Origin of the sequence: Novosphingobium resinovorum (assembly GCF_036352595.1) — a bacterium.
Classification (GTDB): Bacteria; Pseudomonadota; Alphaproteobacteria; order Sphingomonadales; family Sphingomonadaceae; genus Novosphingobium; species Novosphingobium resinovorum_B.
In genome coordinates this window covers 323424-340949 of record NZ_JAZFAX010000001.1, presented here as the reverse complement: position 1 = coordinate 340949, position 17526 = coordinate 323424, and the positions used below count along the sequence as shown (strand labels likewise).

Genomic DNA, 17526 nt, shown 5'->3' with positions numbered 1-17526 from the left:
CCCGGCAACCCATCGAAGCGCCCAGCGTGCGGCGTGCCGCGCCGGGCGTCAATCGGACCGGGCGAGGTCTTCGACCGGCGACTGACTTTCCTCGTTCCACGCCTTGCGGATGGCTTCGGCGACTTCGGGATCGGTCTTCGCGATATGGGCGGCCATGGCGTCCAGCACTGCCGCCGCGATCTGTGCCTCGGCCTCGGGCGATATGTGGTTCGACCATTTCGCGTCGATGGCGAGCTTGGCCGGATTGAGCGCCATGAGCTTCGCGCCGACCGGCGTGCGATAGAAGCCGTTGATCGCCTGCATGTCCGCCGTATCCATCTGCAGCATGGCCTGTATCGCCGAACTGCTGACGTCCGACTTGAGCGAGGCGACGGACACCTCCTGCTCAGCCGCCAGGTCGCGGACGACCGCCCGGTTGCTGCGGCTTTTCTTCAGTTCCGCGCGAAAACGGTCCATCGCTTCGGACCGCATGAACACCATGACCGCGCGGGTTTCCTCGGCGCTCAGGTTCTCGCGGTAGAGACGGGCGAGGTCGTCACGATACTGTGGGCGTATCGCGCTGGCCTCCGCGATGACGATGGGGCGCAGGGAATCTTCGAAAGCGGCCGTGAGGCCGGGATATTCGGCCTCCATCTGCACGAAATCCTCTCCCTTGGCGATCTGGGCCACGAGTTCTGTCAGGATCGCCTGCGTGGCGCCGTCCATGTTGCCGGGCCCGATGACGACTTCGGCCAGTTCGTTCCAGGCATCGGCGACGGGAGCCGGGGTCGATGGCGGCTCTGCCCTCACCGGTTGAGCGCAGAGTGCGGCAAGGCCCAGCGTGAACGCCCCGCAGAACCTCAGGGTATGCTTATGCATCGATCAGTTCGCGATCGAGATCTCCCGCCCGGTTCTGGATGAAGTGAAAGCGGTGCTCGGGGTTGCGGCCCATCAGGCGATCGACGAGATCCTTGACGGCGAAGCGGCCCTCGCTCTCCTGCGGCAGGGTGATGCGGATCAGCGATCGGGTGTCCGGGCTCATCGTCGTCTCGCGCAGCTGGCCGGGGTTCATCTCGCCAAGGCCCTTGAAGCGACCGACTTCGACTTTCTTGCCCTTGAACTTCGTCGCTTCCAGCTCCGCCCGGTGGGCATCGTCGCGCGCATAGGCCGAGGTCGCGCCCGAAGTCAGGCGGTAGAGCGGCGGCTGCGCGAGGTAGAGGTGCCCGCGCCGCACGATGTCCGGCATCTCCTGGAAGAAGAACGTCATCAGCAGCGTGGCGATGTGGGCGCCGTCGACGTCGGCGTCGGTCATGATGACGATGCGGTCGTAGCGCAGGTTGTCCGCGTTGCAGTCCTTGCGGGTGCCGCAGCCGAGCGCGAGGCCGAGATCGGCGATTTCCGTATTGGCGCGGATCTTGTCGGCCGTGGCGCTGGCGACGTTGAGGATCTTGCCGCGGATCGGCAGGATCGCCTGCGTCTTGCGATCGCGCGCCTGCTTGGCCGAGCCGCCTGCCGAATCGCCCTCGACGATGAACAGCTCGGTCTCGCCCTTGCCCTCGCCCGAGCAGTCGGTCAGCTTGCCGGGGAGGCGCAGCTTGCGGGCGTTGGTGGCGGTCTTGCGCTTGACCTCGCGCTCCGCCTTGCGGCGCAGGCGGTCGTCCATGCGCTCCATGACGGAGCCCAGCAACGCCTTGCCGCGATCGAGGTTGTCGGTGAGGAAGTGGTCGAAGTGATCGCGCACCGCCGCCTCGACCATGCGCGCGGCTTCGGGCGAGGTGAGGCGATCCTTGGTCTGGCTCTGGAACTGGGGCTCACGGATGAACACCGAGAGCATGATCTCGCTGCCGGTGATGACGTCGTCCGGCGTGATGTCCTTGGCCTTCTTGGCCTGCCCGACGAGGTCGGCGAAAGCCCGGATGCCCTTGGTCAGCGCGGCGCGCAGGCCCTGTTCGTGCGTGCCGCCATCCGGTGTCGGGATGGTGTTGCAATACCACGAGTACGAACCGTCCGAGTAGAGCGGCCAGGCGATCGCCCATTCGACGCGGCCCTGTTCCGATCCGTCCTCTCCCGCCGGGAAGTCCTGGCGGCCGGAGAAGAACTGCGTGGTCACGCACTCGCGGGTGCCGATCTGCTCGGCGAGGTGGTCGGCAAGGCCGCCTGGAAACTGGAACGTCGCCTCGGCGGGAACGCCGTCCACCGCAAGGGAAGGCGAACATTTCCAGCGGATTTCCACGCCGGCGAAGAGGTAGGCCTTGGAGCGGACCAGCTTGAACAGGCGCGAGGGCTTGAACTTCTGGTCGCCGAAGATCTCGGTATCGGGGGTGAAGGTGACCGAGGTTCCGCGCCGGTTGGGCGCCGCGCCGATCTTCTGGATCGGCCCCAGCGTCACCCCGCGCGAGAATTCCTGCGCGTAGAGTTCCTTGTTGCGGGCCACTTCCACGCGCGTCTTCACCGAGAGCGCGTTGACCACCGAGATGCCCACGCCGTGCAGGCCGCCCGAAGTGGCGTAGGCTTTCCCCGAGAACTTGCCGCCCGAGTGGAGCATCGAGAGGATGACCTCCAGCGCCGACTTGCCGGGGAACTTGGGATGCTCGTCCACCGGCATGCCGCGGCCGTTGTCGGTGATGGTGATGCGGCCCGCGGTTCCGGGTTCGTCCTCCAGCACCACCTCGATGCGGTTGGCGTGGCCGGCGACGGCCTCGTCCATCGCGTTGTCGAGAATCTCGGCGGCGAGGTGGTGCAGCGCGCGTTCGTCGGTGCCGCCGATGTACATGCCCGGACGGCGGCGGACGGGTTCGAGACCCTCCAGCACCTCGATCGCGGAACTGTCGTAAGCCTCGCCACTGGCGGCGGGCAGCTTGTCGAAGAGGTCGTCGGACATGGCCCGAGTATAGGACGCGCGGAATCGCGGCGGCAAGCGCTTGTTCGCGTTTTATCCGCAGGCGATGGCCGTCATCCCGGCATGCGCCGGGATGACGAGTCTTTAGTTACTCTCCGAACTTCACCGGCGCCGGGCTGACGACCTTCACCGCCGTGGCCTGCACCTCGCGCACTTCGAGCGCGCGCTCGATCAGTCCGCCCCTGGTGAAACGGAATGCGCCGTCGACGCCGAGGAAACCGCCCGGGAAGGCCTTGGTGTCGCGCAGGGTATCGACGGGGAAGCGGGTGCCCGGCTTCCAGTCACGCGCGACGCGCAGGGTCAGCAGGACCGCATCGTAGCCCAGCGTCGCGATGCGGAACGGCTGGCTGCCGAACCGGGCGCGGTAGCTCTTGGAGAACTGGGCGAAGCGCTGGTCGGACACGGTCGAATACCACGCACCCGCAAGCGCGGCGGATGCGGTCACGTCGCGCTCGCCGCTCCACAGCTCGGTGCCGAGCAGGCGCACGCCGGTCGTCTTGGAGGCGCCCTTGAAGGCGGTCGCGGCGCGGACCGAGAGGCTGCCGCTGTCGGCGATCAGCAGCGCGTCGAAGCCGCCCTTGGCCTTCACCCGCTGCGCCGCCGAGGCGATCGAGGCAGCGCTGCGCTCATAGGGTTCGAGCGCCACCACCGAGCCGCCGCCGCCCCGAACCGCCGCCAGCAGCGCGGCGCTGGTGCGGTCGCCGTAATCGCCGCGCGGGACCAGCGCGGCAAAGGTCGAGATGCCCTGCGAGCGTGCGTAATCGATCGTGCGGGTGACCGACTGACCGGGCAGGTTGCCCATGATGAAGACGTCGCGGCTGGCCGCCTGTTCGTCGTTGGAGAAGGAGATGACCGGGATCTTCGCCGCCTTGGCGATGCCGGACACTGCGGGGATGTCGTCGGCCAGCAGGGGGCCCAGGATCAGTTGGTTGCCGTCGGCGATGGCCTTGCGCGCTGCCTCGGCCGGATTGGTGCTGGTGTCGTACGTGGTGACGCGCAGGTTCTTCGCGGCGGTATCGAGCAGCGCCATGTTGGCGGCGTTGGCGATCGCCTGGCCGACGCCCGAATTGCCGCCAGTGACCGGGACCAGCAGAGCCACGCGGTGGCGCTCGGTATCGACGGGGATGTCGCTCTGGCTCGGCGGCGGGGTCGGAGTCGGCGCCGGACCGGTGACGGGCGCCTTGGGCACCACGGCGCAGCCGGCCACCAGGGCCATCGCGGCAGCGGCGAGAAGATTGCGGCGATTCAGCCGGCTGATCCCCCATTTGTCGAACATTGCTTGCCGCTCCCTTGGTCTATGGGCCATGAGTCTCTTCGATGGAAAACACTCTTTCGCCGGGGCTTTACATAGTCGCAACCCCCATTGGCAACCTGGGCGACATAACCTTGCGCGCGGTCGAGACCCTGCGGGGGGCCTGTGCGGTCGCCTGCGAGGACACGCGCGTGACGGGCAAGCTGCTGCACCACCTGGGCCTCAAGAAGCGCCTGATCCGCTACGACGACCACGCCGGAGAGGCCGATCGCGAGCGGCTTCTGGCGCTGATGGAGGCCGAGCCGGTGGCGCTCGTCAGCGATGCGGGAACGCCGCTGATCTCCGATCCGGGGTATCGCCTGGTGCGCACCGCGCGCGAGCGGGGAATCGCCGTCACCAGCCTGCCGGGACCGAATGCGGCGGTGGTGGCGATGACGCTGTCCGGATTGCCGAACGACCGCTTCCTCTTCGCCGGCTTCCTGCCCAACAAGGCCAAGGCGCGCGAGGATGTGCTGACGGACCTCGCGCGCGTGCCCGCCACGCTGGTGTTCTACGAGACCGCGCCTCGGCTCGACGCATCGCTGGCGGCGATCGCGCACGTCCTGCCCGGCCGCGAGGTGGCGGTGGCGCGCGAACTCACCAAGAAATTCGAGGAATGCCGCAGCGGTTCTCCACAGGAACTCGCCGCGCACTACGCCGCGCATCCACCGAAGGGAGAGATCGTGCTGCTGATCGCCCCGCCCGGCGACGAGCCGATGGGCGAGATCGACGTCGATTCCCTGCTGCGCGAGGCGCTGGCAGGGGCCAAGGCCTCGCAGGCCGCCGCCGCCGTCGCCAAGGCCACCGGGCTCGATCGCAAGACGCTCTATGCGCGGGCGCTCGAGCTGAAGTGAGGGGGCGCTGAAGTGAGCGATCGGCGGCGGCGCGCGGAACGGGACGGACGGCGCGGCGAACGGCTGGCCGGGCTCTACTTGTGGCTCACCGGCTGGCGGGTGATCGCGCGGCGGGTCAAGACGCGGCGCGGGGAGATCGACCTCGTCGCCCGGCGCGGGCGCACGCTCTGCTTCGTCGAGGTGAAGTGGCGGGCCCGGCGCGAGGAACTGGACACGGCGATCGATGCCTATCGCCTGCGCCGCGTCGCCGAGGCGGCGGCACTGGTCTCGGCCCGCCTGGCCCGGCCGGGGGACGACATGCGGATCGACGTGATCCTGATCGCTCCGGGGAACTGGCCGCGGCGCATCGTCAACGCCTGGCAGCCGCAATCTTGAGTGCGCGTGCTTGAAACTCGGGGTTAAAGGTCGCACCTGAGCGCGAACGCGGCTAAGCCCGCGCCCCTGACCAATCCGAAAGGCCCCAATCCGCCATGACCCTGCGCGTAGCCGTCCAGATGGACCCGCTCGAGACGATCAAGATCGGGGGCGATTCGAGCTTCGCCCTGATGCTGGCGGCGCAGGCGCGGGGGCATACGCTGTTTCACTATGACGTGCGCACGCTGGCCTACGACACCGCCCACGGCGCCGCCGGTCGCCTGACCTGCTGGGGCGCGCCGATCACCGTGCAGCGGGTCGAGGGCAATCACTTCACGCGCGGCGAGTACCGGCTGATCGACCTCGTCGAGGACATCGACGTGGTTCTGATGCGTCAGGACCCGCCGTTCGACCTCGGCTACATCACCGCGACGCACCTGCTGGAGCGGCTGGAAGGCCGCACGCTGGTGGTCAACGATCCGGCTTCGGTGCGCAATGCGCCCGAGAAGGTCTTCGTGCTCGATTACGCGCGGTTCATGCCGCCGACCTTCATCGCCCGCCGGATCGAGGACGTGAAGGCGTTCAATGCCCGGCATCCCGGCGACCTCGTCGTCAAGCCGCTCCACGGCAATGGCGGCAAGGCAGTGTTCCGCGTGCCCGCCGACGGCTCGAATCTCGGCGCGCTGATCGAGATGTTCGAGAACGCCTGGGTCGAGCCGTTCATGGTCCAGCCCTTCCTTCCCGACGTGTCCGAGGGCGACAAGCGCATCGTCCTCGTCGACGGCGAGTTCGCGGGCGCCATCAACCGCAAGCCGGGCGCCGGCGAGTTCCGCTCCAACCTCGCGGTGGGCGGCTCGGCCGAGGCCAGCGAACTCACTTCGGCCGAAGAGGAAATCTGCGCGGCGCTCGGGCCGGAACTCAAGGCGCGGGGGTTGGTTTTCGTCGGCATCGATGTGATCGGCGGGAAATGGCTGACGGAAATCAACGTGACTTCGCCCACGGGCATCGTGGCGATCGACCGGTTCAACGGCACCGATACCGGCGCGCGCATCTGGGATGCGATCGAACGGCGGCATGCGTCCATGTGAGAATGCGCGTGGCGCATTCTCGCGGCACCGGCCCACACCCCCACCCGACCTCCCATCAAGTATACTTCCGTGGGAGGTCGGGTGGGGGTGTGGGCCGGTGCCGCACTGCCCGAAGGGCCGACAAGAATGTCTGAGTGGATCTACGAGATCGTCCGGCAGGGCGGTTATCTCGGCATCCTGTTCCTGATGGCGCTGGAGAATATCATCCCGCCGATCCCGTCCGAACTCATCATGGGTCTCGGCGGCATCGCGGTGGCGCGCGGGGACATGCAGTTCTGGCCGCTGCTGTTCTGGGGCACGCTGGGCGCGGCCTTGGGCAACTACGTGCTGTTCCTCGTCGCCGACCGGCTCGGCTACGAGCGGCTGCGCCCGTTCATCGAGCGCTGGGGCCGCTGGCTCACGCTGGAATGGCACGACGTCGAGGTGGCGGGACATTTCCTGCGGCGCCACGGGCACTGGGTGGTCTTCGTGTTCCGCTTCATGCCGATGTTCCGCACGATGATCTCGGTCCCGGCGGGGCTGGCGCACATGGGCCACCTCAAGTTCCTCGCCTTCACCTTTGCCGGAGCGGCGATCTGGAATGCCGCGCTGATCCTCGGCGGGCGCTGGCTGGGCCATACGCTGGCCGAGGCCGAGCAGTGGCTGGGCTGGGCGACGATCGGCATCGGCGCGCTGACGGTGGTGTTCTATCTCTGGCGCGTACTGCGCTGGAAACCGCGCGAGGAGTGAGCCTCAGCCGCGCTCGCGCGGATGCGCATTGCGGTAGACGTCCAGCAGCACCGCCGCGTCCACTTGCGTATAGATCTGTGTAGAGCCCAGCGAGGCATGGCCGAGCAGTTCCTGCAGCGAGCGCAGGTCCGCCCCGGCGCCGAGCAGGTGGGTGGCGAAGCTGTGGCGCAGTGCATGCGGCGTCGCGCTGGCGGGCAGGCCGAGCACCACGCGCGCGCGGGCGACCGCCTTCTGCACCATCCCCTGCGACAGCGGCCCGCCCTTGGCGCCCCGGAACAGCGCCGCATCGCGGCTCACCGGCCAGGGCGACTTCGCGAGGTAATCGGCCACCGCATCGCGCACGATCGGTAGCAGCGGCACGACACGCTGCTTGCCGCCCTTGCCGGTGACCGTCAGCGTCTCGCCCAGCGGCAGCGCCGCACCGGTCAGCGAGAGCGCCTCGGCAATGCGCAGGCCCGCGCCGTAGAGCAGCAGCAGCACCGCGCGGTCGCGCGCGCCGATCCATGGCTGGGCGGCGTCCTCCTCCACTCCGGCGGCGAGGTTCACCGCCTCGTCCGGGGTGATCGGGCGCGGCAGGCCCTTCTTGACGCGCGGTCCCCTGAGCCGGGGCGCGGTGGCCTGCGGCGTGCCCGCCTTCTCGCGTGCGAATATCAGGAAAGCCTTGAGCGCCGACAGTTCGCGCGCGGCCGATACGTTGCCGATCCCGTCTTGCCGCCGGGCCGCCAGATGCGCGCGCAAAGTTGCCGCGTCGAGCTGTGCGAGGGTGCCCCAGTCGCTCTCGCCCAGTCCATCCAGCAACCGGCTTGCGGTCGCCACATAGGCGCGAACGGTATGCGGGCTGCGACGCCGCGCCTGCGCCAGATAGGCGCCCCAAGGTTCGAGCAGGTCGGCCTTGTGCGCCATCAGCCCTCGACCAGCTGCGTCGGCACCAGTTCGCTCAGCAGGCCGTCGAGGAGGACCATGCCTTCGTCGGTGACGATCATCCGTTCGCCCTCGCGCCGCACCAGTCCCTGGCTTTCGTAGAACCGCGCCTTGGCCGGATCGCACAGCTGCGCCTCGGTCATCCCGAAGCGGCGCGCCATCGCCGGAAGGTCCACCCCTTCGCGCAGGCGCAGGCCCATCAGCATCGCCTCGCTCGCCTGTTCGGAAATGCCGAGTGTCCGCTCCTCGACGATGCCGTGACCCGCGCGGTCGATGCCGGAGAGCCAGTTCTCCGGCTTGCGATGCCGCACCGTCGCGATGCCCCCGCGCCGCCCATGCGCGCCGGGGCCGATCCCGCAATAGTCGTGATAGCGCCAGTACGTCAGGTTGTGGCGGCTTTCCTCGCCCGGGCGGGCGTGGTTGCTGATCTCGTAGGCCGGGAGGCCCGCAGCGGCGGTCATTGCGCGGGTGAGCGCGAACATGTCGGCGCAGGCGTCCTCGTCCAGCGGGGCGAAGTCGCCCTTGCGCACCATGGTTTCGAAGCGCGTGCCCGGCTCGATAGTCAACTGGTAGAGCGAGAGGTGCCCGGTGCCGTAGCCCAGCGCGCGTTCCAGTTCGGCGCGCCAGTTATTGAGTGACTGGCCGGGGCGGGCATAGATCAGGTCGAAGCTGACGCGCGCGAAGTGCCGCTGCGCCACTTCCAGCGCCTTCAGCCCTTCCGAGGCATCGTGCAGGCGGCCGAGGAAGCGCAGCGTCTCGTCCTCCAGCGCCTGCAGGCCCAGCGACACGCGGTTGACCCCGACATCCGCCAGCGCCGCATAGTTCGCCGCCTCGACCGAGGAGGGGTTGCCTTCCAGCGTGATCTCGATGCCCGGCGCGAAGCCCCATAGCGCCTCGGCCTCCTCCAGCAGCCGCGCGACCAGCGCGGGCGGCATCAGCGAAGGCGTGCCGCCGCCGAAGAAGATCGATTCGAGCGGCCGGCCTCCCTTGTCTTCGCCAGCAAGCGCGTGCTCGTGGCGCATGTCGGCAAGCAGCCCATCCTGCCAGCGGGCGTGATCGACCCGTTCGCGGACGTGGCTGTTGAAGTCGCAGTACGGGCACTTGGCGAGGCAGAAGGGCCAATGGATGTAGAGGGCGCGGGCCATGGCTCCCTCAGGCGCGGGTCGGCGCGCGAAGTCAATAGCCCCAGTCGCCGAGCGCGGGGGCAAGGATCGACTGGACGGAGGCGAATTCGGGTTCGTAACTGCGCCAGCGCTGCACCGAGGCGCGGTTGAGCGGCCGGGTCACCTGACTGCGGCTGGGCGTGCTGATCGCGCGCGTCGCGGCGCTCTTGTGGAAATCGCGCATAGCATCGCTCCACGCAAGGCCGAGCGGCGGGAGCACGGCGCGCATGGTGCCTTCGAGATCGTCCACCAGCGCTTCGTAGCGCACTTCGCAAGGTTGCAGGCCCAGCGCGTCACGCCAGCGCCGCCACGCCCCGGTGACGAGCGCATGGAAGCGCGCCGCATCGTCCCAGCGCAGCAGGTTCACCGTCGAGGGCGAGGGCGGCATCAGTTGCAGCATGCTGGAGAGGCACACGTCGCGCGGGTCGCGGACCATGAACACGATTCGCGCTTCGGGGAACAGCCGCAGGATCACCGGCAGGTCGATCACGTTGAGCGCGAACTTGTCGACGAGGCGCCGGGCATCCGCTTCAGGCCCGAGGCGCATCGCGGCAAGCCTGCGATACCGGGCGCGCAAGGCGGCGACGGCGTCGGGCGTTAGGGCATCGAGCGCCTGCAGTCGCGAGGGACCGGGCAGATACGCGGCCTGCGTACCGGACAGCAGCGGCGCCTCATCCGCGACTAGGACGCCGGGGGCACAGGCCATCACTTCCTGCATGAGCGTGGTTCCCGATCGCAGGTAGCCGATCAGGAACACCGGCGCAGCGCCGTCGTCCGCCGGAGCCGCATGGCGCCACCGATCGACCATCGCGGCGTCGAAACCGGCCATGTCGGCGCCGATCAGCCGCGCGACGAGCCCTGCATCCTGCGCGGCATATTCGGGCAACGCGGGCGCCAGCACGGCGCTGTCCGCCAGATCGTCAAAGACCTCGCGCCAGCGCCCCAGCCGGTCGCGCGCTCGGGCCCGCTCACGGTGAGCGCGCATCCGTTCGCGCGGTGCAGGCGCTGCGGCCAGAACGCCGTCGAGCCTTGCGGCGGCCTGCCGCGCCTGCCCGGCGTCGATCTCGATGCTGGCGGTCAGGACGTGAAGATGCGCGGTTTCGGGCGCATGGTGGAGCGCCTTCGAGCAGGCCTCCAGCGCCAGATCGTGGCGGGCGAGCTGCGCCGCCGCCGTCGCCGTGGCCTGCCACAAGGGCGCGGTGTCGAGGTCGCGGCGCGCCAGTTCCTCCAGCACCGCAAGCGCGCCCGCAGGCTCGCCCAGCGTCTGCAGCAGGTGGGCGAGGGGCAGCAGGTCCGCCGGCGGCGCACCCGCGGCGATACGGGCGACGGCGCCTTCGCGCAGATGGCGGGTGCCTTCGAAAAGATGACCCGTCGCGCAGAGCGCCTGTCCCAGCCAGACGGTGATCGCGGGATCGCCCGGCGCGTGGTCCAGCGCCGCGCGGAAATGCCGGATGGCCGCGCCGAGTTGCCCCTTCGCGGCCGCCTCCCGGCCAAGGCGGGCGGCGTCAGCCGTTGCCGCCATCTTCGAACTGATCCGCCACCAGCTTCGCGAAGGCGTCGGCGCGGTGGCTCATCGCCTGCTTTTCCGCGACCGTAAGCTCGGCAAAGCTGACGTCGCGGCCCTGCGGCACGAACACGGGGTCGTAGCCGAAGCCCATCGTCCCGCGCGGCGGCCACGAGAACGTGCCGTCGACGCGGCCCTCGTAGACCGCCTCGTCGCCCTCGGGCCATGCGATCGCAAGGACGCTGGTGAACCAGCACGCCCGGTCCACGTCCGGTCCCTGCTGGCTGAGCAGGCCCTCGACCTTGCCCATCGCCATGTACCAGTCCCGCCCTTTGTAATCCTTGCCCGGTTCGCCCTCGAACCACTGCCGTTCCGCCCAGTCGGCGGTGTAGACGCCCGGCCGTCCGCCGAGCGCCGTCACCGACAAGCCGCTGTCGTCGGCCAGAGCAGGCAGCCCTGCCGCCTTGGCGGCCGCATGAGCCTTGAGCAGCGCGTTCTCGACGAACGTGGTGCCGGTCTCTTCCGGCTCAGGCAGGCCGAGATCGCCCGCCGAGACGCAGTCCACGCCGAACGGGGCCAGCAGCGCGGAAATCTCGCGCAGCTTGCCCGCGTTGTGGGTGGCGATGACCAGCTTCGTGTCGCCCAGCTTGCGCGTCATCAGCGGCCGACCGCCCTGGCCTGCGCCGCGAAGATGCCCTCGCAGCCGATGCGGGCGAGGCGCAGCAGGCGCAGCAGGCCTTCCTCGTCATAGGTCGCGCCTTCGGCGGTGGCCTGGGCCTCGGCGATCAACCCGCCTTCGATCAGCACGAAGTTGGCGTCGGCATCGGCGCCGCTGTCCTCGATGTAGTCGAGGTCGAGCACCGGGGTGCCCTGGTGGATGCCGCAGGAGATCGCCGCGACGCGCGCGGTGATCGGGTCTTCCTTGATCTTGCCGTCGGCCATCAGCTTGTCGACGGCGAGGCGCAGCGCCACCCAGGCGCCCGAGATCGAGGCGGTGCGGGTGCCGCCGTCGGCCTGCAGCACGTCGCAGTCGAGCACGATCTGGCGCTCGCCGAGCTTCTTCATGTCCACCACGGCGCGAAGCGAGCGGCCGATCAGGCGCTGGATTTCCTGCGTGCGCCCCGACTGCTTGCCCTTGGCGGCCTCACGGCTGCCACGTGTATGCGTGGCGCGCGGCAGCATCGAGTACTCGGCGGTCACCCAGCCTTCGCCCTTGCCGCGCAGGAACGGCGGCACCTTCTCCTCGACCGAGGCGGTGACCAGCACGCGGGTGTCGCCGAAGGAGATCAGGACAGAGCCTTCGGCATGCTTGGTGAAGCCGGTCTGGATGTCGATGGCACGCATTTCGTCAGGTGCACGGCCGGAAGGGCGCATTCTTGGGAATCCTCGTCTTGAAAATACCCGTTCGCCCTAGGCGCATTGGGGTTGAGGGTTCAAGGGGATTGCCTAGATTGACACGCGATATGCCCACGCCCCCGATCACCGAACTGACCACCCGCGCCCGCGACATCTTCCGCCTTGTAGTGGAGGGCTATCTCGCCACCGGCACTCCGGTCGGCTCCAAGGCGCTCGCGGGTCCGGGCGGGGTCAGTCTCTCGTCGGCCTCGATCCGTTCGGTGCTGGCCGACCTGGAGGGGCTGGGGCTGCTCGCTGCGCCGCATACCAGTGCCGGGCGCCTGCCGACCGAGGCGGGCCTTCGCCTGTTCGTGGACGGCATCATGCAAGTGGCCGAGCCGACCATCGAGGAGCGCCTCGCCATCGAGAGCCGCATCGCCGCGCCGGGGCCGATCGAGGCGGCGCTGGAGGCGACGAGCGCGCTGCTCTCCAGCCTGTCGTCGGGCGCGGGCGTGGTCATGGTGCCGCGCCGCGAGCCGCGCCTGTTGCACTTGCAGCTCGTGCCGCTGGCGCCCGGCCGGGCGCTGGCGGTGCTGGTGGGTGAGGACGGCGCGGTCGAGAACCGGGTGCTCGAACTGCCGATGGGCCTGCCGCCCGGCGCGCTGGAGGAGGCGTCCAACTACATCTCCGCGCATCTCGGCGGCCGCACGCTGGCGCAGGCCGCGCAGGCCATGCGCGCGGAGATTTCCTCGGGCAAGTCGGCGCTGGACGCCGCCAGCCGCGACCTCGTCGAGCGCGGCCTCGCGGTGTGGAGCGAGGACGCGGCGGCACGCCCTGTGCTGATCGTGCGCGGGCAGGCGAACCTGCTCGACGAGGCGGCGCTGACCGACCTCGAACGGGTGCGCTCGCTGCTCGACGACCTCGAGAACAAGCAGTCCGTCGCCGACCTGCTCGACACCGCGCGCGAGGCGCAATCGACGCGCATCTTCATCGGCTCGGAGAACCGGCTTTTCGCCCTTTCGGGCTCCTCGGTGATCGCCTCGCCCTACCGCGACCGCGAGGGCAGGGTGGTCGGCGTGGTGGGGGTAATCGGCCCGACTCGGTTGAATTATGCGCGCGTCGTCCCCATGGTGGACTTCACTGCCCAGAGCCTGGGCAAGCTCATCGGATAGCTGGAACAGATAGAACAAATGACCGACGACAAGACGCAGTCGCCCGCAATTGATCCTGCCGTGGCTGAGGAACTTCAGGGCGTGCCGGAGGACTTCGTGGACACCAAGGGCGAGAACGAGGAAATCGCGAAGCTGCGCGAGAAGCTGGCGACCGCCGAGCAGGACGTGCTCTACGCCCGCGCGGAAACGCAGAACGTGCGCCGCCGCCTCGAAAAGGACATCGCCGACACCCGCGCCTATGCCGCCACCGGCTTCGCGCGCGACATCCTCTCGGTGTCCGACAACCTCGCCCGTGCGCTGACCGCGATCCCCGCCGACCTGCGCGAAGACGACAAGCTCAAGGGCCTCGTCGCCGGGATCGAGGCGACGGGCCGCGAGATCGACAAGGTCTTCGCCAGCCACGGCATCACCCGCATCGCCGCGATGGGCCTGCCGCTCGACCCCAACCAGCACCAGGCGATGATCGAGATCCCCTCGGCCGACGTCGAGGCGGGCACGGTGGTGCAGGAAATGCAGGCCGGCTACATGATCAAGGACCGCCTCCTGCGCCCCGCCATGGTCGCGGTAGCCAAGAAGCCGGACTGATCCCGCATCACCGGCACAAGTAGCATGCGGCCCGCCTTCGGACATCGAAGGCGGGCCGTGTCGTATTGTTGCCCCGGGAACCGGCGGCGTCCGCTTCCGTTCACTTGTGCATAGGCTACGGAATTTTCGGAGAACACCCATGCGCAAGCTCATCCTTCCCCTTCTTGCCGCCGGCGCGCTCAGCGTCGGGGGCTGTGCCAGCAATTACGGCGGTGAAGGCGCCCTTGCCGGCGGCGCGCTCGGCGCGGGCGTCGGCGCGGTCGCGGGCGGCGACGTCGGCACCGGTGCGGCGGTCGGCGCCGCGGCCGGTGCGCTGATCGGCTCGCAGGCGAAGAAGAACGACCGCGATCGCGGCTGCTATCGCTATGATCGCAATGGCGACCGTTACTGGGACCGCGACTGCTGATTTCAGCCGGTATCGGGAATTGCGCGAAGGGCGCGGACACGGCGGTGTCCGCGCCCTTCTGCTATGGTGCGAACGGCAGGATACCGCGATAGGCGTCCAGTTCGGGCGCGCCCGGAAAGTGCAGCCCTTCGCGCAGCAGGAAGACGTGCCGCACGATCTCCGCCTGCTGCTCGATGCCGTAGCGATCGAGCGTCCAGCCGGGGCGCAGGGCATAATCATAGCGGCACAGCGGATGGCGCATCAGCGGCAGATACCATCGCCCCTTGCTCTGCGCTTGCCACACATGCGTCATCTCGTGGACGAACAGCCCTTGCAGCCCCGGCGGTCCCGCCGAGAAATCATCCCGATAGAGATCGCTGCGGGGATGAAAGTGCAAGTGCCCGCAAGGTGCCATGACGGTGTTGAGCGGCTGCAGGGGAAACCACCGCCGCCGCCGGATCCGCACCGGCACGCAGTCCACAGCCGCGCCGAAGACGGAGCGGGCGAGGTCGATCTCGCCCGCGGTCAGGCTCCGCTCGCCGCCGGGTTCGACGGTCAGTGCTGCATTCCTTCCATGGTCCCGTGATCCATGCCCTCATGATCCATCCCGGCGCCCATCTTCTCGACCCGGATCGGCATCGACAGCTTGTCGCCATCGGAGAACGTCAGCGTCAGTTCGGCGGTCCCTCCCGCCTTGACCTGCGCGCCGATGTCAAAGGCCATCACATGAAGCCCGCCTGGCGTGAAGACCATCGAGGCGCCCGGATCGATCGGCAGGCTGTCCACCTTGGCCATGGTGCCGCCATTGGTCTGGTGCATTTCGGCCTTGCCCACGCCCGCGACGTGGACGCCCGCCAGCGTCACCGGCTCGGCACCGTCGTTGCGCACGGTGAAGTAGACCGCTCCGGGACGGCCCGCCACGATGGGGAGGACCAGCTTGCCGTCGCTCGCCACCATGCCGGGCTTGGCGTCGGGGCCTGACAAGGTAGCCTCGTTCGATTCGGTCGGGCTGTCGGGCGTCTTGCCGCAGGCGGCGACCATCGAGACCAGCGCGGCGGCACAAACCAGGGTCAGCGGGGCGAGGCGAAGGTTGCGTTTGGTCACAGGCATTTCCTCTTGGTTGGGCCCCGTTTCAAAATCGACCGGGTAATGCCATTCGTGCAGGCTTGTTCCAAGCGAAACGTCACCTATATCCGGCCTCGACGACTTGGAACGTCACCGAGCCGTGCAAGCTGCCTTGCCTTGTGTAAGGGAGGCGATCCGCACGGTGTCACCCACTGACGTGAGGAATGGGGATAATGGCTAAAGTAATTGGTATCGACCTTGGCACCACCAACAGCTGCGTCGCCGTCATGGACGGCGGCAAGCCCAAGGTCATCGAGAATTCCGAAGGCGCGCGCACCACGCCCTCGATCGTCGCATTCGCCAAGGACGGCGAACGACTGATCGGGCAGCCCGCGAAGCGCCAGGCCGTGACCAACGGCAACAATACGATCTTCGCGGTGAAGCGCCTCATCGGCCGCCGCTTCGACGACCCGGTGACCAAGAAGGACACCGAGCTGGTTCCGTACCACATCGTCAAGGGCAAGAACGGCGATGCCTGGGTCCAGGCCGGCGGGGAAGATTATTCGCCCTCGCAGATCTCGGCCTTCACCCTTCAGAAGATGAAGGAAACCGCCGAATCGTATCTGGGCGAAACGGTCACGCAGGCGGTCATCACCGTGCCTGCGTACTTCAACGACGCCCAGCGCCAGGCGACCAAGGACGCCGGCCAGATCGCCGGTCTCGAAGTGCTGCGTATCATCAACGAGCCGACGGCTGCGGCGCTGGCCTATGGCCTCGACAAGCAGGACGGCAAGACGATCGCGGTCTACGACCTTGGCGGCGGCACCTTCGACGTCTCGGTTCTGGAAATCGGCGACGGCGTGTTCGAGGTGAAGTCGACCAACGGCGATACCTTCCTCGGCGGTGAAGACTTCGACTCGAAGGTCGTCGAGTGGCTGGCGGACAAGTTCAAGGCCAAGGAAGGCCTCGATCTCAAGACCGACAAGCTGGCTCTGCAGCGCCTGAAGGAAGCGGCTGAAAAGGCGAAGATCGAACTGTCGTCCACCGCGACGACCGAAGTGAACCTGCCCTTCATCACCGCCCGCATGGAAGGCGGCGCCACCACCCCGTTGCACCTCGTCGAGACGATCACCCGTTCCGACCTGGAGCGCATGGTCGCCGACCTTATCCAGCGCACCCTTGAGCCCTGCCGCAAGGCGATCGCCGATGCCGGTCTCTCGGCCAAGGACATCGACGAAGTCGTGCTCGTGGGCGGCATGACCCGCATGCCCAAGGTGCGTGAAGTCGTGAAGGACTTCTTCGGCAAGGAGCCGCACACCGGCGTGAACCCGGACGAAGTCGTCGCCATGGGCGCGGCGATCCAGGCCGGCGTGCTGCAGGGCGACGTCAAGGACGTGCTGCTGCTCGACGTGACCCCGCTGTCGCTGGGTATCGAGACGCTGGGCGGCATCATGACCAAGATGATCGACCGCAACACGACGATCCCGACCAAGAAGAGCCAGGTCTACTCGACCGCCGAGGACAACCAGCAGGCGGTGACGATCCGCGTGTTCCAGGGCGAGCGCGAGATGGCGCAGGACAACAAGCTGCTCGGCCAGTTCGACCTCGTCGGCATTCCCTCGGCGCGCCGCGGCGTGCCGCAGATCGAAGTGACCTTCGACATCGACGCCAACGGCCTCGTCAACGTGTCCGCCAAGGACAAGGGCACCGGCAAGGAACAGCAGATCCGCATCCAGGCCTCGGGCGGCCTTTCGGACAGCGACATCGACCAGATGGTCCGTGACGCCGAGAAGTTCGCCGAAGAGGACAAGAAGCGCCGCGAATCCGCCGAAGCCCGCAACCAGGCCGACAGCCTCGTCCACGCGACGGAGCAGCAGCTGGCCGAGAACGGCGACAAGATCGACGCCGCGCTCAAGAGCGAAGTCGAGGCCGCGATCGCCGCGACCAAGACCGCGCTTGCCGGTGACGACGCGGCCGAGATCAACGCCAAGGCTCAGGAACTGACCCAGGTGGCGATGAAGGTCGGCCAGGCGATCTACGAGAAGGAGCAGGCTTCCGCCGCTTCGCCGGAAGCCGCCAAGGCCGACGACGACGTGGTCGACGCCGAGTTCTCGGAAGTCGACGAAAACAAGGGCTGATCCGGCCTTCGGAGAATAAACCATGCCCGTCATTCCCGCGCAGGCGGGAACTCATCTCCGGACT

The 17526-nt window shown here is 68.3% G+C and carries 18 protein-coding genes; 8 read left to right on the top strand and 10 right to left on the bottom strand.

Translation table 11 applies throughout. The features are described 5' to 3' along the window. Positions 1-48 precede the first annotated feature (48 nt). The 3 genes from V2S85_RS01710 to V2S85_RS01700 all read right to left on the bottom strand — a co-directional run bounded on the left by V2S85_RS01710 (position 49) and on the right by V2S85_RS01700 (position 4154). A complete protein-coding gene (locus V2S85_RS01710) occupies positions 49-858 on the bottom strand; it encodes a DUF2059 domain-containing protein (RefSeq protein ID WP_330701142.1) in 810 nt (269 codons plus the stop codon). Further along, the gene (gene parE / locus V2S85_RS01705) at positions 851-2860 is read right to left on the bottom strand and encodes a DNA topoisomerase IV subunit B (RefSeq protein ID WP_330701141.1); all 2010 of its coding nucleotides are present in this window, start codon (positions 2858-2860) and stop codon (positions 851-853) included. Before parE ends, V2S85_RS01710 begins: the two co-directional genes overlap by 8 nt. A gap of 106 nt (positions 2861-2966) precedes the next feature. After that, positions 2967-4154 carry a penicillin-binding protein activator gene (locus V2S85_RS01700; RefSeq protein ID WP_330701140.1) on the bottom strand — a complete coding sequence of 396 codons (1188 nt, stop codon included), beginning with the start codon at positions 4152-4154 and terminating at the stop codon, positions 2967-2969. Positions 4155-4195: 41 nt separating this feature from the next. On the opposite strand from V2S85_RS01700, the gene rsmI reads away from it, so the two are divergent. The 4 genes from rsmI (at position 4196) to V2S85_RS01680 (ending at position 7194) form a co-directional block, all read left to right on the top strand. Then, on the top strand, positions 4196-5023 hold the full coding sequence (rsmI, locus tag V2S85_RS01695; protein ID WP_330701139.1) for a 16S rRNA (cytidine(1402)-2'-O)-methyltransferase: 828 nt from the start codon (positions 4196-4198) through the stop codon (positions 5021-5023). Positions 5024-5035: 12 nt separating this feature from the next. After that, positions 5036-5398 (top strand): YraN family protein, encoded by a 363-nt coding sequence (locus tag V2S85_RS01690; RefSeq protein ID WP_330701138.1) that lies wholly within the window; start codon positions 5036-5038, stop codon positions 5396-5398. A gap of 95 nt (positions 5399-5493) precedes the next feature. Then, entirely contained in the window at positions 5494-6465 is a 972-nt protein-coding gene (gene gshB / locus V2S85_RS01685) for a glutathione synthase (protein WP_330701137.1), read from the top strand. A gap of 126 nt (positions 6466-6591) precedes the next feature. Next, positions 6592-7194, top strand: a complete 603-nt coding sequence (locus tag V2S85_RS01680; protein WP_330701136.1) for a DedA family protein — start codon at positions 6592-6594, stop codon at positions 7192-7194. A 3-nt stretch (positions 7195-7197) separates the two neighbouring features. On the opposite strand, the gene V2S85_RS01675 is transcribed toward V2S85_RS01680, so the two are convergent. From V2S85_RS01675 to rph, 5 genes are read right to left on the bottom strand one after another with little or no spacing between them, the layout of a single operon-like run. After that, the gene (locus tag V2S85_RS01675; protein WP_330701135.1) at positions 7198-8097 is read right to left on the bottom strand and encodes a tyrosine recombinase XerC; all 900 of its coding nucleotides are present in this window, start codon (positions 8095-8097) and stop codon (positions 7198-7200) included. Continuing rightward, positions 8097-9260: a radical SAM family heme chaperone HemW gene (gene hemW / locus V2S85_RS01670; protein ID WP_330701134.1), complete on the bottom strand. Its 1164-nt coding sequence runs from the start codon at positions 9258-9260 to the stop codon at positions 8097-8099. Before hemW ends, V2S85_RS01675 begins: the two co-directional genes overlap by 1 nt. 31 nt (positions 9261-9291) lie before the next feature. Next, positions 9292-10800 (bottom strand): sulfotransferase, encoded by a 1509-nt coding sequence (locus tag V2S85_RS01665; protein ID WP_330701133.1) that lies wholly within the window; start codon positions 10798-10800, stop codon positions 9292-9294. Beyond that, positions 10784-11440: an RdgB/HAM1 family non-canonical purine NTP pyrophosphatase gene (rdgB, locus tag V2S85_RS01660; RefSeq protein WP_330701132.1), complete on the bottom strand. Its 657-nt coding sequence runs from the start codon at positions 11438-11440 to the stop codon at positions 10784-10786. Before rdgB ends, V2S85_RS01665 begins: the two co-directional genes overlap by 17 nt. Beyond that, entirely contained in the window at positions 11440-12156 is a 717-nt protein-coding gene (gene rph / locus V2S85_RS01655) for a ribonuclease PH (RefSeq protein ID WP_330701131.1), read from the bottom strand. Before rph ends, rdgB begins: the two co-directional genes overlap by 1 nt. An 89-nt stretch (positions 12157-12245) precedes the next feature. Between rph and hrcA the strand changes: the two genes are divergently transcribed. From hrcA to V2S85_RS01640, 3 genes are all read left to right on the top strand, one after another. Continuing rightward, the gene (gene hrcA / locus V2S85_RS01650) at positions 12246-13289 is read left to right on the top strand and encodes a heat-inducible transcriptional repressor HrcA (RefSeq protein WP_330701130.1); all 1044 of its coding nucleotides are present in this window, start codon (positions 12246-12248) and stop codon (positions 13287-13289) included. Between the two features lie 18 nt (positions 13290-13307). Then, positions 13308-13874, top strand: coding sequence for a nucleotide exchange factor GrpE (gene grpE / locus V2S85_RS01645; protein ID WP_330701129.1), 567 nt, complete (start codon positions 13308-13310; stop codon positions 13872-13874). A gap of 139 nt (positions 13875-14013) precedes the next feature. After that, entirely contained in the window at positions 14014-14280 is a 267-nt protein-coding gene (locus V2S85_RS01640) for a hypothetical protein (RefSeq protein WP_330701128.1), read from the top strand. A 61-nt stretch (positions 14281-14341) separates the two neighbouring features. Here V2S85_RS01640 and V2S85_RS01635 read toward each other — a convergent pair whose 3' ends face one another. Both V2S85_RS01635 and V2S85_RS01630 read right to left on the bottom strand, forming a co-directional pair. After that, complete coding sequence (locus V2S85_RS01635) at positions 14342-14818, bottom strand: vgr related protein (RefSeq protein WP_330701382.1); 477 nt, start codon at positions 14816-14818, stop codon at positions 14342-14344. After that, positions 14815-15369 (bottom strand): copper chaperone PCu(A)C, encoded by a 555-nt coding sequence (locus V2S85_RS01630; RefSeq protein WP_330701127.1) that lies wholly within the window; start codon positions 15367-15369, stop codon positions 14815-14817. The genes V2S85_RS01635 and V2S85_RS01630 overlap by 4 nt, the downstream gene beginning before the upstream one ends. A 188-nt stretch (positions 15370-15557) precedes the next feature. On the opposite strand from V2S85_RS01630, the gene dnaK reads away from it, so the two are divergent. Then, positions 15558-17462, top strand: coding sequence for a molecular chaperone DnaK (gene dnaK / locus V2S85_RS01625; RefSeq protein WP_330701126.1), 1905 nt, complete (start codon positions 15558-15560; stop codon positions 17460-17462). Positions 17463-17526 lie beyond the last annotated feature (64 nt).

Excerpts from the sequence above, each read along its gene's own strand:
- V2S85_RS01710 (WP_330701142.1), bottom strand. The coding sequence starts at position 858 with ATGCATAAGCATACCCTGAGGTTCTGCGGGGCGTTCACGCTGGGCCTT.
- parE (WP_330701141.1), bottom strand. The coding sequence starts at position 2,860 with ATGTCCGACGACCTCTTCGACAAGCTGCCCGCCGCCAGTGGCGAGGCT.
- V2S85_RS01700 (WP_330701140.1), bottom strand. The coding sequence starts at position 4,154 with ATGTTCGACAAATGGGGGATCAGCCGGCTGAATCGCCGCAATCTTCTC.
- rsmI (WP_330701139.1), top strand. The coding sequence starts at position 4,196 with ATGGAAAACACTCTTTCGCCGGGGCTTTACATAGTCGCAACCCCCATT.
- gshB (WP_330701137.1), top strand. The coding sequence starts at position 5,494 with ATGACCCTGCGCGTAGCCGTCCAGATGGACCCGCTCGAGACGATCAAG.
- V2S85_RS01680 (WP_330701136.1), top strand. The coding sequence starts at position 6,592 with ATGTCTGAGTGGATCTACGAGATCGTCCGGCAGGGCGGTTATCTCGGC.
- V2S85_RS01675 (WP_330701135.1), bottom strand. The coding sequence starts at position 8,097 with ATGGCGCACAAGGCCGACCTGCTCGAACCTTGGGGCGCCTATCTGGCG.
- hemW (WP_330701134.1), bottom strand. The coding sequence starts at position 9,260 with ATGGCCCGCGCCCTCTACATCCATTGGCCCTTCTGCCTCGCCAAGTGC.
- V2S85_RS01665 (WP_330701133.1), bottom strand. The coding sequence starts at position 10,800 with ATGGCGGCAACGGCTGACGCCGCCCGCCTTGGCCGGGAGGCGGCCGCG.
- rdgB (WP_330701132.1), bottom strand. The coding sequence starts at position 11,440 with ATGACGCGCAAGCTGGGCGACACGAAGCTGGTCATCGCCACCCACAAC.
- rph (WP_330701131.1), bottom strand. The coding sequence starts at position 12,156 with ATGCGCCCTTCCGGCCGTGCACCTGACGAAATGCGTGCCATCGACATC.
- hrcA (WP_330701130.1), top strand. The coding sequence starts at position 12,246 with ATGCCCACGCCCCCGATCACCGAACTGACCACCCGCGCCCGCGACATC.
- grpE (WP_330701129.1), top strand. The coding sequence starts at position 13,308 with ATGACCGACGACAAGACGCAGTCGCCCGCAATTGATCCTGCCGTGGCT.
- V2S85_RS01640 (WP_330701128.1), top strand. The coding sequence starts at position 14,014 with ATGCGCAAGCTCATCCTTCCCCTTCTTGCCGCCGGCGCGCTCAGCGTC.
- V2S85_RS01630 (WP_330701127.1), bottom strand. The coding sequence starts at position 15,369 with ATGCCTGTGACCAAACGCAACCTTCGCCTCGCCCCGCTGACCCTGGTT.
- dnaK (WP_330701126.1), top strand. The coding sequence starts at position 15,558 with ATGGCTAAAGTAATTGGTATCGACCTTGGCACCACCAACAGCTGCGTC.